At 62.4% G+C, this 15,195-nt stretch carries 12 protein-coding genes; 4 read left to right on the forward strand and 8 right to left on the reverse strand.

What is annotated here, in order from left to right; genetic code table 11:
• Positions 1 to 131: 131 nt before the first annotated feature.
• Together OKA05_RS10435 and infC are read right to left on the reverse strand one after the other, a co-directional pair.
• On the reverse strand, positions 132 to 812 hold the full coding sequence (locus tag OKA05_RS10435) for an HAD family hydrolase (protein WP_264487076.1): 681 nt from the start codon (positions 810 to 812) through the stop codon (positions 132 to 134).
• A gap of 9 nt (positions 813 to 821) precedes the next feature.
• Positions 822 to 1,592 (reverse strand): translation initiation factor IF-3, encoded by a 771-nt coding sequence (gene infC / locus OKA05_RS10440; RefSeq protein WP_264487077.1) that lies wholly within the window; start codon positions 1,590 to 1,592, stop codon positions 822 to 824.
• 540 nt (positions 1,593 to 2,132) lie between these two features.
• Here infC and OKA05_RS10445 point away from each other — a divergent pair.
• A complete protein-coding gene (locus OKA05_RS10445) occupies positions 2,133 to 2,645 on the forward strand; it encodes a GNAT family N-acetyltransferase (RefSeq protein ID WP_264487078.1) in 513 nt (170 codons plus the stop codon).
• Here the strand turns inward: OKA05_RS10445 and OKA05_RS10450 are convergent.
• The 3 genes from OKA05_RS10450 to OKA05_RS10460 form a co-directional block, all read right to left on the reverse strand.
• Positions 2,631 to 3,977 (reverse strand): hypothetical protein, encoded by a 1,347-nt coding sequence (locus OKA05_RS10450; RefSeq protein WP_264487079.1) that lies wholly within the window; start codon positions 3,975 to 3,977, stop codon positions 2,631 to 2,633. The genes OKA05_RS10445 and OKA05_RS10450 overlap by 15 nt on opposite strands.
• Positions 3,964 to 4,593, reverse strand: a complete 630-nt coding sequence (locus OKA05_RS10455; RefSeq protein WP_264487080.1) for a sigma-70 family RNA polymerase sigma factor — start codon at positions 4,591 to 4,593, stop codon at positions 3,964 to 3,966. Before OKA05_RS10455 ends, OKA05_RS10450 begins: the two co-directional genes overlap by 14 nt.
• Before the next feature lie 446 nt (positions 4,594 to 5,039).
• Complete coding sequence (locus OKA05_RS10460; protein WP_264487081.1) at positions 5,040 to 7,997, reverse strand: alpha-amylase family protein; 2,958 nt, start codon at positions 7,995 to 7,997, stop codon at positions 5,040 to 5,042.
• Positions 7,998 to 8,189: 192 nt separating this feature from the next.
• On the opposite strand from OKA05_RS10460, the gene OKA05_RS10465 reads away from it, so the two are divergent.
• Both OKA05_RS10465 and cls read left to right on the forward strand, forming a co-directional pair.
• On the forward strand, positions 8,190 to 9,302 hold the full coding sequence (locus OKA05_RS10465) for a cellulase family glycosylhydrolase (RefSeq protein ID WP_264487082.1): 1,113 nt from the start codon (positions 8,190 to 8,192) through the stop codon (positions 9,300 to 9,302).
• 153 nt (positions 9,303 to 9,455) lie between these two features.
• Positions 9,456 to 10,970: a cardiolipin synthase gene (gene cls, locus OKA05_RS10470; RefSeq protein WP_264487083.1), complete on the forward strand. Its 1,515-nt coding sequence runs from the start codon at positions 9,456 to 9,458 to the stop codon at positions 10,968 to 10,970.
• A 65-nt stretch (positions 10,971 to 11,035) separates the two neighbouring features.
• Here cls and OKA05_RS10475 read toward each other — a convergent pair whose 3' ends face one another.
• The gene (locus OKA05_RS10475; protein ID WP_264487084.1) at positions 11,036 to 12,007 is read right to left on the reverse strand and encodes a hypothetical protein; all 972 of its coding nucleotides are present in this window, start codon (positions 12,005 to 12,007) and stop codon (positions 11,036 to 11,038) included.
• A gap of 74 nt (positions 12,008 to 12,081) precedes the next feature.
• Complete coding sequence (locus OKA05_RS10480) at positions 12,082 to 12,693, reverse strand: HNH endonuclease (protein WP_264487085.1); 612 nt, start codon at positions 12,691 to 12,693, stop codon at positions 12,082 to 12,084.
• Positions 12,694 to 12,913: 220 nt separating this feature from the next.
• Between OKA05_RS10480 and OKA05_RS10485 the strand changes: the two genes are divergently transcribed.
• Positions 12,914 to 13,588, forward strand: coding sequence for a 3-keto-disaccharide hydrolase (locus OKA05_RS10485; RefSeq protein ID WP_264487086.1), 675 nt, complete (start codon positions 12,914 to 12,916; stop codon positions 13,586 to 13,588).
• A gap of 22 nt (positions 13,589 to 13,610) precedes the next feature.
• On the opposite strand, the gene OKA05_RS10490 is transcribed toward OKA05_RS10485, so the two are convergent.
• The gene (locus OKA05_RS10490; protein ID WP_264487087.1) at positions 13,611 to 15,158 is read right to left on the reverse strand and encodes a hypothetical protein; all 1,548 of its coding nucleotides are present in this window, start codon (positions 15,156 to 15,158) and stop codon (positions 13,611 to 13,613) included.
• Positions 15,159 to 15,195: the final 37 nt, after the last annotated feature.

Genomic DNA, 15,195 nt, shown 5'->3' on the forward strand with positions numbered 1-15,195 from the left:
AACGCGGAATTCATTCCGCCTGGCCTGCCCTCCGTAGCTTCAGCGAAGGAGGGACGGGTGCCCTTTCGACCCTTCAGATTTCGTCGTTTCGCCCGTTTCGTTGTTCCTTCCAATTTCCCCGCAAAGGGTCCTCAGGCAAAGGTCGCAAGCACCACCGGATCATCCAGCCGCTCGACCACCCTATCCGCCCCACAAGCGCGGAGCTGGTCGGCAGTAAAGTGACCCGTGGCCACCGCGAGACAACGGGCACCCATCGCCTTCGCGCAGGCGACATCCTTCGGCGTATCGCCGATCACAAGAGTCTCATCCGCCGTGAATTCACGGCCGGCGTGAACAGCGGCCCTTCGGAGTGCCACCGGGCCCAGCAAATTGCGGTCCGCGTGATCACAGCCGTAAGCGCCGAACCCGAAATGCGCATCAAGGCCGAAGTGCCGCATCTTCGCCGCGGCACCGCCCGCCATATTTCCGGTCAGCAGCCCAACAGTCACGCCGGGCAGTCGCGACAGGCTTTCCAATAGCTCCACCGCACCCGGCAGCACCCGTCCCGGATAGCCGCCGCGGGCGAGGTTGTTTTCCAAGTGGCGAAGGTAGCAGGCGAAGAATGCCCGCTCCTCCTCCGGCCCATGGGTCCGGTCAAAGTGGGACAGGATCCCCGCCAGCACACCGAGGTCGGTGCTGCCAGCGAGATCAAGCTCGGGCCCGCTGCCGCCGAAGCGTTCTTCGGCGGCTGCCTGCAAGGCCCGCATCCCGGCACCACCGGTATCCACCAGGGTGCCGTCGATGTCGAACAGCCAGAGTTTCGCCGCGAGCACGGAGGGATCTCAGTCCTTCTCGGCGGGGGCCGCTTCTTTGGCTTCAGCCTTGGCTTCAACCTTACCCTTGGCCTTGGCCTTGGGTTCAGCTTCCACCTTGGGCTCGGCCTCGGCCTTCGATTCGGCCTCTCCCTCGGGTTCCGCCCCGGCAACCTGTGCCTTGGCTTCCTCCTCGGTGAGTCCTTCGTTGCCGGCTTCCTCGTTGAAGCCTTCTTCGTCTTCCTCGAAGTCGTCTTCTTCCATCAGTTCACCGTGGAAGAGATGGAACCTCCGCTTGCGCTGGTGCGCCGGTAGCGGCGAGAGTGTCATGCCGACGGCACGGCCATTGAGGCGCGGCTCCTGGTCGACGTGGGCGATCAGCTTGAGATCCTCGATGATGCGCTTCATCATCACGAAGCCGAGTTCCTTATGGGCGTTTTCGCGACCACGGAACTGCAGGACCATGCGCACCTTGTGACCCGTATCGAGGAAGGTCTCGGCGCGGCCCATCTTAATGTTGTAGTCGTGCGTGCCAGTACCCACCCGGAATTTCACTTCCTTCATGCGGGTCGAGCTCTTCGACTTCACCTTCTTCAGCTTCGACTGCTCGTACTTGTACTTGCCGTAGTCGACGATGCGGCAGACCGGCGGGTCGGCGTTCGGGGCGATTTCGACCAGGTCGAGCCCGATCATCTTCGCCTTCTCCAGTGCCTCGCGGGAGCTCATGACTCCCATCTGGTCACCGTTGAACAGTACGACGCGCACCTTGGGCGCGCGGATCCGGTCGTTGATGCGCGTCATGTCGCGCTGCTGACGACCCTTGAAATTACCTTTTGATGGCTTGGCGATGGCTGTGTCCTCCGTGGGGTTCAGTGCGACGCGGGCTGGTACGGGAAATCCGCACCTTCACCTGCGAAGGGGTTCGTGGAACGCCGGCCCGGATCGAGAGCGATCATACGGGGCCGAATGAGCCGCGCCGTTCACGATGAACAGCTGGCAAATTTCTTACTTCGTGGCGTTCCAAAGAAAACATCATGTGGCCGGAGGCGGCCGGTGGTCGCAAAAGGCGCGACGGCAGGATTTCCCTGCTTCGCGAGCGACTGAAGCAAGTGTATAGGACCGGACGGCCCTCCGGGCAAGCGGGATTTTCGGGGTGTTTCGTCGGGAAATCCTGGTCCGCGCTCTCCGAGTGCGGCCGACGAAGCGGCTCAGGCGGTCATTGGCGACCTTGGGGAGGTTCGGGCCACCGCTCCCCCGACTCGACCTGCGGATGAAAGAAGCATCAAATCCTCGGGACGTCCCGCCCAACCGCCTCGCCATCGAACACGCCGAGTCCTTCCAATGACGCCAGCCATTCGCATCCTCCCCGCCACCGAGGAACACGCCGAAGCGGTGTGGCAGATCTTCCGTGAAGTGATCGCGGCGGGCGATGCCTATGTCTTCGAAGCGAATACCACGCGTGCGGCCTTCGTTGCCTACTGGTTCGCCGCTCATGCCCACGTGGCCGTCGAGGACGGGCAGGTGCTCGGCAGCTACATCGTGAAGGCAAATCAGCCCGGCCGGGGATCGCACGTCGCGAATGCCAGCTACATGGTCGCATCCGCCGCGCGCGGAAAAGGCATCGGCGGCCTGATGTGCGAGCACTCGCTGCGCGAGGCAAAGGCGCTCGGCTTCCGCGCGATGCAGTTCAATATCGTGGTCGCCACGAATGCCGCCGCCGTGTCGCTATGGGAAAAGCACGGCTTCAAAATTGCCGGCACCTTGCCCGGTGCCTTTCGCCATGAGGCGCTGGGCTACGTGGATGCCCACGTGATGTTCCGCGACCTCGCGGACATCAGATCACCGCAGCTTTGAACCGCGCGACCGGCGCTCGCCGGAAACGATCACCTTCGGCACCACCTTGTTGGTCGCTGCCGCGGCCACGCTGCTCGCCGCGATCGGCAGCTCCACCAGACTGAATGACTTCACGCCATTGATGTCCGGCAGGCTGAAGAAGAGACGGCAGGTCCCCTCCTGCGACATGGAAGGGAGCACCGGAATCCGGTTGTCGGCCGCTGCCAGGACCTCGTTGGTCTTCACCTCCGTGGACGTCACTGCCGGATTCTCCACGGACAGCCTGCCTTCATTGCCCTCGGCATCGGTCCAGATCACCACCTGCTCGAAACCAGCGGCCGGCGGTGGGACCTGATCGATCAGCACCTTGGCGGTGTTGCTTGCCGGATCCTCGATGACGTAGCCTTCAGGCTGGGTGCGCAGCGCCACGCTGTTTGCGGCCAAGGTCTTTTCATCCGGAACGTAGAAAGCGTTGATATTGTCGTCCGCCGTCATCATCCGGCCGAGGTAACCGCGACCGTTCTCATCGGGAAACCAGATCATCTCCCGTTCCTCATCGAAGTAGGCACCATCTTCAGAAACCAGGAGGCCATACTCCTCCACGGCATTCGGGGGGAAATTCAAATGCCGGATGAACTCGCCCTCGGCTAGGGACAAGCCCTCTGGCACCCAGCCGCGCTTGAGCACAAACCGGGCAGGATCTCCCGCGGAACCGCTTTCCATTTCCAACAACGAACTCAGCGCATCCGCGAGTGCACCGACCACACGGCGCTGCATTTCGTCCGGTTCCGGCAGCAGGGCATCCGGTGAGTGAAGACCCAGCACGCGCGGAGCGTCAAAGGCACCCCGTTCATCGAGAGACGCCACCTGCGCCTGCGCCCTCAGCAGTTCCTCGCGCATGCGCCGGTCATTCGGAATCACCCGGCGATCCGGTGGCAATAGCGGCGTGATAGGAGAAGCCGCGACTTCCGGGCGGACTTGCTGCGAGAGAAAGACGGGCGGATCCACGGTCGCCACCGGCGAAGCCTTTTCTCCGTCGCGAGGCCACAGCAGAAAGGTGATCGCGGCAGCCACCCAGCCACTGGCCGCCAGCCAAGGGAAAAATCTCGTATGCCGGCGGGCGAGCGGAGTGCGCGCGTCCACCTTCGACATCAGCAACGACAAGACGTCGGGAGGGGCAGCGCACAGGGGCGAAGCCGCGAGCCAGACATCCGCTGCCACTTCTTGGACGGCGCGGATTTCCTCCAGGCACTTCGCGTCCCGCACCAGCCGCGGATCACTGCGCGCCGCATCGTCGTGCGGCAGCAGGTCCAGCGCCTTGGCGGTTGCATCCTCGAGATTATTGCGGGGCATCGATGCCTCCTTTCTTCAAAAGTGCGCGCAGTTTCTCCATCGCCCGATGCACGCGGACTTTGGCGGTGCCAAGCGGCACGCCCCAGCGGACCGCATGATCTTCCAGGGTGGCCGGGTCGAAGAGGGCGACACGCACGCTTTCCGCCTCGCCCGCATCAAGTTGTTTGAGCGCCAGCCGGACTCGCGAAACCGTGTCGCGGAAAAACAAATCCTCCACCCCGCCACGGTCCGGCACTTCCAGCGCCGGCATCTTCCCCCAGTCCTCCCACACGGCAGCGCGGCGGCGCTTGCGGCGCAGGACATCCAGGCACAATCCGCGCAGGATCATCGCGCACCACGTGAAGCCGCGGCTTTTCTCGGAATCGAAATCACCGGCCCGCTTCCAGATGCGCAGGAAGCAATCCTGGAGCACCTCCTTCGCCGCGCCCTCATCGTTGATCCAGTGAAGGGCCATGCTGTAGAGGCGGTCGCCCCACATCCGGTAAAGTTCTTCAAGCGCTTCCGGATCATGACGGGCGATCCGCGTGAGCAACCACGTCCCGTCCCAGGCGTCTGCCCGTCCGTCCGTTTCGCGTGCTGATGCTTTTTCCCCCATCGGTCCGTCGCTTTGTCGCATGATTCCGCCCGGAGCGGGAAGTCTCGAATTCACACACCAGGAGGTGAGGGACGACCGTCACCGAGCCCCCCCGGTCTCTCGACAGTCGCCCCCCTCCTGTAGTTTTGACACAACCCCTGGTCCACGCAGGCTCCATCCCCGGCACCGGGGCCGGACGACGTTCCGGAGTCTCCTCCATGCCCCAAGCCCTCCCCGACTCGAAGCACAGTCTCCATTCCGCCGTCCGGCCGGATGCTTTCCGGTGGAAACTTTCGCGTGAAGGCGCTGCTGTCAGGTGCGGCTGGGACCCAAAAAACCCGCCGCTCCCGCAAGAAATCCAAAACTGGCATCCACGGTCGCCCCGTGAATCCCGGTCCTTGAACTTCTGGCAACAACACCACAACCATGATCGCTACCTAATGATCCGGCGGCGGCAGGAGGTGGGTTTCAGAAAAGTTCTCTTTTTTTCACTCCGCCCGAAAACGCAGCGTCACCGGCTTGGCGGCTTGGTCCGTCGGGAAAGCCTCACCCTCGAAATGGGCCCAATCCTTGGCGCTGGTTTGCGGCGAATCCTGCGCGGTGGATCGGACTTGGCTGCCGTCGGAAAGTTCGACGCGCAGTTCGAGACCGCGGAACTTGAACTTGTCGTCCGCGGTGCTGCAGCGGAGTTCGAGCGTATTTTCCGGCTTCAGCTTCGCCATCAAAGAAGCGGGAATTTCCAATCGTGCGGTTTGCCACTCGTCGGGACCGGCGGGCAGGTCGGCCAGTTTCTCGCCATTGAGGGACAGCGTCTTGCTGCCGTGACCGGCGGTGATGCCGAAGTGCTCGACGGTCAGCCACGCCTTGCGAGCACCACGCAATTCAGCCTCGGTGAGAGCCCGGAGCGGCACCGGAGTGGCACGCAACTCGCGCTCCGCGATCAGGCACTGGGTTTGCCGGCGGGTATTTGCGGAAACGGCCCACGGCAAATCGCGCGGGTTGAAGGTCTCGTCGGTGGCCTTGGTCTCCGCCAGCAGCCACGCCTCGGCCCGGGTGGCGGTTTCGCCACCGCGGACTCCCACGGTGACGGCCTTGCCGGCCTTCGATTTTAGGTCAAAGGACGCCATCCGCCACGGCCGCACGCGATCGCTCGGCATGCCGGCCCGCGCGTAGCTGGCGTAGTGATTGAGCGCCGCCTTGCTGGAGCGCAGCGGCGTCGCGATCTCGCCATCAATCTTTACTTCCGGCAGCTCCGGATAGCCGATCACCAGCAGCTCACCGCGGCCGGCGAACTCAGGCAGACGATCGACTTTCGCCATGGCCGCCTGGCCTTCCGCCTTCACGGAAACAGCCAGCGCTGGCGTCGCCGCGGGCTTGGCCGACGAAGTGCCGGGCTCGAATTCAAAGGCGAGCGTCTCGTAGCCGGGAATCTCGATCTCCATCGTCCGGCCCGCGGTGAACTTCGCAGGCGACGTCGCATGATACGGATAGACCACGCGCGCGAGGTAGGCCTTCCCCACCTCGCCGGCAAAGCCCGACGCGGAATCGAAGGGCACCCGCAGCACCTGCGGCGAGGGACCGGGATTGCGCGCCACCAGCACGCCGCGTTCGCCATCCCAGCCGGCGTAGCCATACACGTGGCCTTCATCCGGACGACCGCCGATCCACACGTTGTTCGCGAGCGCCTTGAAGTTCCGCTCGCTCCAACGGTGGATGGTCGCCAGGGACTTCCACTGGTCGGCGCTCATCGCGGCCGGCGTGAGGTACCACTCCTTCATCTGGATACCACGTCCATAGTACATCATCACATGGTCGGCCCAGTCGCGCAGCGTATCCTGTGGGCTTTCCATCTGACCGCGCGGATTGCGGATGATGCCATGGGTCATCAGCCGCGAGACCGGCACCAGCGGGCGGTCGGCAGCATCGCCCCACATCCGCCAAATGTAAGCGTCGCGGTCGGTGGTCGCCATCGCGCGGGTGGAAAGCTCGGGCCAGTTACCATTGAAGCCGTCGTCGCCGGCCAGCATCCACAGCGCATCCCCATGCATCAGCCACCACGGCGAGAACCACACCCAGTTTGTTAGATTCTGATAGACTTCCGGATTCGCATCGCGCGTCGCGGCGAGCAAAGAGATCATCGCATCCACGTTCGCCTCGTGACCGTGGCGGTCGGTGGCGGGGTGATTGCAGCCGTCGCCGGTGTCGGAGAGGTGGTTGAAGTCGTGCTTGAAGTAGTTCACGCGCGCCTCGCCCGCGAGCTTGCGGAGCTGCTTCTCAAGCTGCTGGCGATAGCCATCCGCGCTCAGCGAGTAGTGGCCGAAGTACTGGCTGAAGTACTGGTTCGGCTTGGCCTTCTTGTAGCCCTGCGTTTCGCCCCAGCCCACATTCGTATTCGTGCCATCCAGCGCCAGCCACAGCCCGAGGTGGGTGCCATCCTTGCGCAGCGATTCACTCAGCGCCTTCACGTCCTCGAAGCCCTTCGGGAAATGCCCGGCTGCCGGTTCCCACACCGAGGCACGATCCTGCCAGCCATCGTCCGGCACCATCGAGTCGATCTTGATGTCGTAGCCCTTCAGCGCCGCTTGGAACTGCCGATGGATATTAATGAAGTTGTCGCCCTTGAGCGACTTGCCCGCCGCATCGAACCAGTTGTTGTAGTGCGTGAACGAGCGCGCCGGCTTGGCCACGGATTCGAGATAGCGGCCGAAGCCCTGCTCGACGGACTCCCCAGCCTTGGCGACACCGGCGACGGCGCTCTGGCTGCGGATCACCCAGCGCTCGCCTTCCTTCTTCGCGAAACCGGGAAAGTGGAACATCCGGAGCAGCCCCGGCCGAGGCTTGGCCTCGCGATCGCGACCTTCGAGATCCACGAATGAATAATTTCCGACCAGCTCGTAACGATGGCTGTCGGGTTTCGGAGTGTTTCCGTCGCCATAACGAGTGTGCCCGGCCGGATGCTCCAGACCGAAGAACCAGCGATCGCCGAGAAACACCGGCTCCCCTCGCCCGCCGCGGGTGGTGGTGCCGCTGGCGGTGAAGCGCTCGACCTCAAGGCGGTCGAGCGTCGCGGCTTTCGGGAACTCCAGCTCGATCCGCTTGCGGAGATAGCTGCCGCTTTCAAAGGTCACCGTCACCTTCGACGGCGCGTTTTCCGGCAAGGCCGAGCCCTCCGGCCACACGTAGCGGAAGACCAGGCCGGCCGCGGTTTTCTGCGGCTCCCCGGCCGAGCGGTAATCGTCCACCGTCCACTCGCTGTCATCCATGGTCCGCAAGTGGAACTCATCGCTCGCCACTGGCAGCGCTTGGCCGCCGGCATCGATGAAGCCAGTGGTCCGCCAGACCTTCCCATCGAAGTCGAATTCACGGCGGGTGCCGTCGGCAGCACGCCATTCCAGCGCGGAAAGCGAGGTCGAAAAGGAGACAAAAATTGCCAGTCGGAGCATCATGGAGAGCTTGGATACGTGACCACCTAGTAAGTTTCAGTCACCAAAATATCCATTTCATGCGCTTCCCATCCAAAAAGCGGCCACAGCCCCGCAGCCGCCTGTGTCAGCGCGGCTTGGGAAAGTTTGACGGTCCATGATCCCGACCTGTACCTTTGTTGCACCATTTACCCACATCCCAACCCTGTTCTATTCATGAAACCCAAACTGCACGCGCTCCTTCCCATCCTCTCCTGCCTCCTTCTCTTCCCCGCGGGTGCCCAGCAATGGTCCGCCGAGCAGGCCAATGCTTGGCACAAGACCCAGCCATGGCGCGCCGGCTCGAACTTCACCCCGAGCACCGCCATCAACCAGCTCGAGATGTGGCAGGCGGATACCTTCGATCCGGAAACCATCGACCGCGAACTCGGCTACGCCGCCTCCTGCGGAATGAACACCGCCCGCGTGTTCCTTCACAATCTGCTATGGGAGCAGGATTCGGAAGGCCTGCTGAAGCGCATGGACCAGTTCCTGACGATCGCCGACAAGCACAAGATCGGCATCATGTTCGTGCTCTTCGACGACGTGTGGGATCCTTTCCCGAAGCTCGGCAAGCAGCGCGAACCGAAGCCGCACGTCCACAACTCCGGCTGGGTCCAGAGCCCCGGCAAGGACGTCCTGGTCGATGACGCCAAGCGCCGCGCGCTCGAACCCTACGTCACCGGCGTGCTCACCCGCTTCAAGGACGACAAGCGCGTCACCGTCTGGGACCTCTACAACGAGCCCGGCAACATGAACACCAGCGCCTACGGCAAGGTCGAGCTGCCGCCGGACAAGAAGAAGGAGCACGCCCTCGAACTCGCCAAGCTGTGCTTCGAGTGGGCCTGGAAAGTTCGCCCCTCGCAGCCGCTCACCATCGGCGTCTGGACCGGCGACTGGAGCACCAAGGAAAAGCGCGACGCGCTCAATGCTTATCAGATCGACCACTCCGACATCATCAGCTTCCACGCCTACTCCGACCTCGAGAAGACCAAGGCCATGACCGAGCCCCTCTTCGCATACGGTCGCCCCGTCCTCTGCACCGAGTTCATGGCCCGCACCGCCGGCAGCAGACTCCAGGACATCCTGCCGTACTTCAAGGAGAAGAAGGTCGACGCCTACCAATGGGGCCTCGTCGCCGGCAAGACCCAGACGCAGTATCCATGGGAAAGCTGGAAGCGGGACTTCACCGAAGAGCCCGAGGAGTGGTTCCACGAACTCTTCCACAAGGACGGCAAGCCGTACGACAAGGAAGAGACTGACCTCTACAAGAAGCTCACCGGCAAATAAGGAGCGGGGACATTCCGTCCCCGCCGTGTCGACAGAATGTCGACACTCCTCATCCCCTGCCCGCGCCGTCTCCCGATGGCGCGGGCATTGTCATTTCCCGACGATCGCCGGACCCGTTCATTGCCTTCGCGAAATCTGCCGCTACATACGAACATGCAGAGGATTCTCCGGCAGTTGAAGGAAGCGATCCGCCTCCGCTTCCCCAAGGCAGTGGCGGCCGGCTCCTACGTCCGGAAACGGCGAAAACGCTTCATCGCTCTCTTCCTTACCGTGGCTCATGCCGCCGGGGCGCTGACGTCGTTGCAAGCGATCATGACGGTCCGGACCGCCCAAGGTGCCACCGCTTGGGTCGTAGCTCTCAACACCATCCCCTACCTGGCGGTTCCCGCTTACTGGGTCTTCGGACGGACGAAATTTGAGGGTTACATCACCGAGCGCCGGGGCAGCGACGAAAAGTCCGGCTCGGTGGTAAGCGGCCTGCGAGATCGGCTCAAAGCCGATGGTCTGATCGCTGCCGATGATGGCAGCGGAAAACGCCGCATCTTGGAACGCTTGGCCAAATTGCCGGCAACCGGGAGAAACCAAGTCCAGCTCCTCCGCAATAGCGACGAGATCTTCCCCTCGATTTTCGAAGGCATCGACCAGGCTGAATCCTATGTCCTCGTCCAGTTCTACATCGTCAGGGATGACGAGTTAGGGAGGAAACTCAAAGACCATCTGCTTGCCGCGGCGAAGCGTGGCGTGCGTGTTCATTTCCTCTATGACGAGATTGGAAGCTATGGGCTTCCTTCAGACTACACCTCCGCACTGCGCAGCGCAGGCATTGAGATCCTGCCATTCAATTCCATGAAGGGATGGAACAATCGTTTCCAGATCAACTTTAGGAACCACCGGAAATTGGTGGTTGTCGACGGCAGGACAGCTTGGGCGGGAGGTGCGAACATTGGCGACGAATATAGCGGCGGCGACGAGAAGCTGTCCCCGTGGCATGACACCATGATCCGGGTCGCGGGGCCCGCGGTCCAAGCCGTCCAGCTATCGTTCCTCGAAGACTGGAGTTGGAGCAGTGACAACCTGCTGAGCTTGGAGTGGACCCCTGTGGCGGCCACGCCGGATGCGGGTCAGGAGGTCCAATGCATCCCTAGCGGACCTGCGGATTCGCTCGAGACCTGCACCCTCTATTTCCTTCAACTGATCAATTCGGCCCAATCCCGGCTTTGGATCGCGACTCCCTACTTCGTGCCCGACGAACAGTTCATCAGCGCCTTGGAATTGGCCGCCCTCCGCGGCGTGGAGGTGAGGATCCTGGTGACTGACAAGTGCGACAGTGCGTTGGTTGACCTTTCCGGTTGGGCGTATGTCGAGCGCTTGGGTCGCGTGGGAGTTCGCTTCTACCGGCACGCCGAGGGCTTCATGCACCAAAAGGTCACCTTGGTGGACTCCGACGTGGCAACCGTGGGGTCGGCAAATATCGACAACCGGTCGTTCCGGCTCAATTTCGAGCTGACGCTCCAGGTCCGGGACCGGGCTTTTGCGACAGAGGTCGCCGCGATGTTCGAGAAGGATTTCGCAAAGTCCCGCCTCGTCGGCTTGGACGAGCCCACCCAGCGGGGTATCGGATTCCGGATGAAGGTACGCGCCGCCAATCTGCTCTCGCCTATCCAATGAGCGGCCTCGGTGATCAAATTTCAAGGACTGACCTTTTTAACGCGCTCGTAGACTTGGTCGCCGGCTCACGGGTCGTCAGCAACGTCCGGAATAAGACAGGTGATCATGTCCCAGGTTGCTTCAACATGCGCTTTCGCTTTGTCCATCGGGGCGTCGTGGCCTCCGTGTGCCACCTTGTTTCGGAAACTCAGGTAGCTGCTCGGGATCGATAGCGTTCCCTTGCCGAAAACCTTGGAGAGAACCTGACCCTTTCGGTTCAGGCCATCATAGCCCTCAAGTAGCCATTCTGCGTGTTGGGGATCAGCGTGATGGGTGAGAAGATGCCTTCTAATCTTCGAAGTGATGGCGACCTCGAGCGCGGTGGTCGCTTCGATCACTGCAGTGCGGTATTCTCCACGGCGGAAGGCATCGCAAGCGCTGAGAAGAAGGAGATAAGAAATTGGAACTCGCTTTCCGGAAGACGCCCATTCGGCTGCCTTGTGAATGTCCGTTATGGAAGCGGCCCGACCGTAGTCTCTGCCCACCACTCGTAGTGAAACATTCATGCGAGGCCCAACATGATACGATGGATCTTCGGTCGCGAAGAACTTCACCTGTGGCTTAGACTCCCGGTTGATCAGAACCACCGATAGAGTTCCTTGCTTGGTGAGAAGGCGCACCATCGCTCCAAATCGATCAAGCCAGTCGTGATGAGCCGCGACGATAACTTCGATCTCAGATCGCCCGACTAGGATGCTGGCGTATTCGACGCTCGCGCTTAAGATGCCCTGAGTCGTGTGGGAAGATTCGACATCGCCCCAAACCGTCCGTATTGCCTCTCGGTGATTCTTGAGAGCTGTCGGCGGATGTAAAATGGTGTGCGGGTCCGAGCCTTCCGGGGCGGACGTCGGAAAATCCATCACCGTCGTCACGCCGCCAATCGTAACGTCAAATGAGGCTCCGAGCACAGCGGCATCAACAAGCAGCTCTGGCCTAAAGCGGAGAAATCCTAGGGCATTCATCCCTTCAATTACGGCAGGTCTGAAGTCATCGCTCATCGGCGTTTTGCGGACCCTCGCAGCTCAGACTTAAGGTGTCCCTCCCGTTTCCTATCTCCCATCCACCATCCCCCTCACGCCGACATCCGCACCGACGAAGGATCCGGATCAATGAAATGCGTCCAGCTCTCGTGGGTGCCGGCGTTTTCCTTCAGCCCGAACATCGGCCTCCAGCGCGGGGCGGCGGGCTTTCGCAGCGGGTGCATGTTCGCCTCGTGCGGCAGCTTGTTCGCCTTGCGGGTGTTGCAGCGGATGCAGGAGGTGACGATGTTCTCCCACGTGGTCCGGCCGCCTTTGTCGCGGGGCATCACGTGGTCGAGATTGAGGTCGGACTCGTTGAAAATCTTGGCGCAGTACTGGCAGGTGTGCTTGTCGCGCAGGAACACATTCCGGCGGGTGAAGCGGACCTCCAGGCGCGGCAGCTTCTCGTAAAGCGCCAGCACGATGATCTTCGGCACCCGCAGGGCGAGCCGCACGGTGTGGATCACCTCGTCCAAGATGTCGTCCGACGAATGATCGATCCACGACCCCAGGTCGTGGGTACGGAAGCGATCTTCGCCCTCGGTCTGCACCACCTGGGCGTGCCCTAGGAACAAGAGCTTGAGCGCGCGGCGGACGGAGCAGGTATGCACCGGCTGCCAAAACCGGTTGAGAACGAGGACGGGATGGTCAAGATGGCCGGCCATGCCTTTTTTCCCAGCAATTGCCGCGCAAGCTAGCAGGATTGCCCGAGGTCGCAAGGAAAAGCTTGGTGACGGGGAAGTTACAGAAACCCGGCCTTCTTTTTTCCCTCCCACTCAATTGAGGGTGAAACCCGGTCGCCTTTTGCAACGTTGAATGGGTAGTGACTTCGGGCTTGCCCGGGCCACCGCGAAATCCACAGTTGTCCGACAGATTCATCGATTCATGAAACTCCGCACCATCATTGCCTCCGCCCTACTCGCCCTGCCCCTGTGCCAAGCAGCCGAGCCTGGATTCACCGACCTTTTCAATGGCAAGGACCTGACCGGCTGGAAGCGGGTCAACGGCAACGGCGAGTACAAGATCGAGGACAACCAGATCGTCGGCTTCGGCGAGAACGTGAAGTCGAACACCTTCCTGCGCACGGAGAAGACCTACAAGGACTTCGACTTCCGCTTCGAAATGAAGTTCGACGACCTGACCGGCAACTCCGGCATGATGTTCCGCGGCCTGCAAAAGCCGGGCGACGATGGCCGGGTGCACGGCTACCAGTGCGAGCACGACAACGGCAAGGCACGCGCCTGGACCGCCGGCCTCTACGACGAAGCGCGCCGCGGCTGGCTCGAACCGAAGAAGGGCGACAAGGACACCGAGGAGGACAAGAAAGCCCAAGCCGACTTCACCAAGCAGGGCCAGAAGATCACCAAGTGGGACGACTGGAACGAGGTCCGCATCGTCTGCAAGGGCAAGCACATCCAGATCTGGCTGAACGGCGAGGAGCGCGTCGACTACACCGACGAAGGCAAGGACTTCACCCCGGAGGGCTTCTTCGCCCTGCAGGTGCATAGCGGAAAGTCCTGCAAGGTCCGCTGGCGCAACATCCGGATCAAGGAACTCTGATCCGCCACGGCCCGCGCGAGGTTCAGCGTTCCGGCGTGGTCAACTCCCGGAACGCGTCCCCAAGCGGATCGCTTCCGCCGCCCGCCCCCGGCGTAGCGGTCGTGGCGGCCGCGTCCAATTGCTTCTGCAAGTCATCCTGCGGCTGACGGCCGGTGCCGGACAGGCGAACGGTGGCCCATGAATAGCCACCTTCGCGGCGCTTGAAAACGGCGCGAACCGCAGCCGAGGCTTCGTTCACCAAGCCATCCGGCAGCCCGACTTCCAGGGAGCCGTCGAGCGTGCCCTGCGAGTCCATGGCGAACCGCCCCGTCAAGCTCAGGCGGTTGCGTGCGGCGAAGCGCAGGTCATCCAATCCTGCATTGGTGCCGCTGCGAACCAAGGTCCCGCTCGCTTCCAAATCGAACTGCGGGTTCTGATACCAAGTTTCGCCGACCTCCTTTGCCAGCAGCCCGAACATCGGGAGCTGCTTCCCATAACTCACGGACGACGCGGTGGCGCGGAACGGAATCCGGAAGGAGATCAGCGAGGGAGAATTCGCCTCGTAGGAGAGGCTGCCATCTTCGGCACCTTCCGGCGTCTCAATCTCGGCGATCAACCAGCCACCGAAATTCGGGCCGAGCAGGGTCCCGACTGGCAGGCGGTGAACACGGATGGCGAGGTCGGACTTGGCTCCGTGGAGGTCCAGGAGGGCTTGCGAGGGATTGAGGATCTCGATCTCCCCGCTGTCTCCCTTGAGACCGGGCGAAAGCCGGATATTGCCGACGCGCACCCCTGCCGGATCGAACTGAAGTGAGGCGAAGTTCAGCGAGAAATCGCCCCAGCCAGCGGCACTGAGCCTGCCACCTTCAAACCGGAGATTCGCGGTCGTGGCGGCAGCGTCGAGCACGTCAAACGAGGCCTCGGTATTGTCGAGCCGCGCGGCGGGGCGCTCTTCGCCTCCCATCAAAACGACGAACTGGGAACTGCGGTAGCGGAACTGAAAGGGGCAATCGCCCGTGCGGGACGGCGAGTCCGCAGCCTTGCCCGCGGGCTGGCGCAAGACCATCTTCCCCCCCTGCCCACCGACCATCTCGGTGCCCTTCCACACGCCCGCAGCCAGGCTTGGCAGCTCCAGATCCGCCCCCACGTTGTTCACCGTCAGGCTTTTCAAGGCCGAGGTCTCCGGCCAGGTGAGTTCCACGGTGGAGGCACCGGCACTGATCGGGGACACGCGGAGCTGCGATACTTTCGGCTCCGCACCGGTCCACTGCCGGACCCGCTCTTCGACCTTCAGGTGATAGCCGGAGGTATTCAGGTAAATCACCGACCCCAGCAGGGCAAGACCGGCACCGGCGACCAAGCCAACCGCGCCGACCACCTGCGCCACCCGCATCCGCCGGTCGCGCTTCTCCTTTTCCTTCTTCGGCTGGGTGCTGCGGCGCTTGCGCTTCCGCATCTTGTAGACCTGCGACCCATCCTCACGGGTCACGAGCTTGGCCTCGCCGTCACGCGCACCACCGCCGCGGGTGCGGAGGCGGTCCATCATGTCGTCGATCGAGTAATTCTCCGGCTCAGGTTCGTTTTCAGGCATCGCGGGTGAAAGATCTCAGTTGCCGGGAAATCCTTCA

Origin of the sequence: Luteolibacter arcticus (assembly GCF_025950235.1) — a bacterium.
In the GTDB taxonomy this organism is placed as follows: domain Bacteria; phylum Verrucomicrobiota; class Verrucomicrobiia; order Verrucomicrobiales; family Akkermansiaceae; genus Haloferula; species Haloferula arctica.

Coding starts and splice junctions, on each gene's coding strand:
- infC (WP_264487077.1), bottom strand. CDS start 1,592: ATGACGCGCATCAACGACCGGATCCGCGCGCCCAAGGTGCGCGTCGTA.
- OKA05_RS10445 (WP_264487078.1), top strand. CDS start 2,133: ATGACGCCAGCCATTCGCATCCTCCCCGCCACCGAGGAACACGCCGAA.
- OKA05_RS10450 (WP_264487079.1), bottom strand. CDS start 3,977: ATGCCCCGCAATAATCTCGAGGATGCAACCGCCAAGGCGCTGGACCTG.
- OKA05_RS10455 (WP_264487080.1), bottom strand. CDS start 4,593: ATGCGACAAAGCGACGGACCGATGGGGGAAAAAGCATCAGCACGCGAA.
- OKA05_RS10460 (WP_264487081.1), bottom strand. CDS start 7,997: ATGATGCTCCGACTGGCAATTTTTGTCTCCTTTTCGACCTCGCTTTCC.
- OKA05_RS10465 (WP_264487082.1), top strand. CDS start 8,190: ATGAAACCCAAACTGCACGCGCTCCTTCCCATCCTCTCCTGCCTCCTT.
- cls (WP_264487083.1), top strand. CDS start 9,456: ATGCAGAGGATTCTCCGGCAGTTGAAGGAAGCGATCCGCCTCCGCTTC.
- OKA05_RS10475 (WP_264487084.1), bottom strand. CDS start 12,007: ATGAGCGATGACTTCAGACCTGCCGTAATTGAAGGGATGAATGCCCTA.
- OKA05_RS10480 (WP_264487085.1), bottom strand. CDS start 12,693: ATGGCCGGCCATCTTGACCATCCCGTCCTCGTTCTCAACCGGTTTTGG.
- OKA05_RS10485 (WP_264487086.1), top strand. CDS start 12,914: ATGAAACTCCGCACCATCATTGCCTCCGCCCTACTCGCCCTGCCCCTG.
- OKA05_RS10490 (WP_264487087.1), bottom strand. CDS start 15,158: ATGCCTGAAAACGAACCTGAGCCGGAGAATTACTCGATCGACGACATG.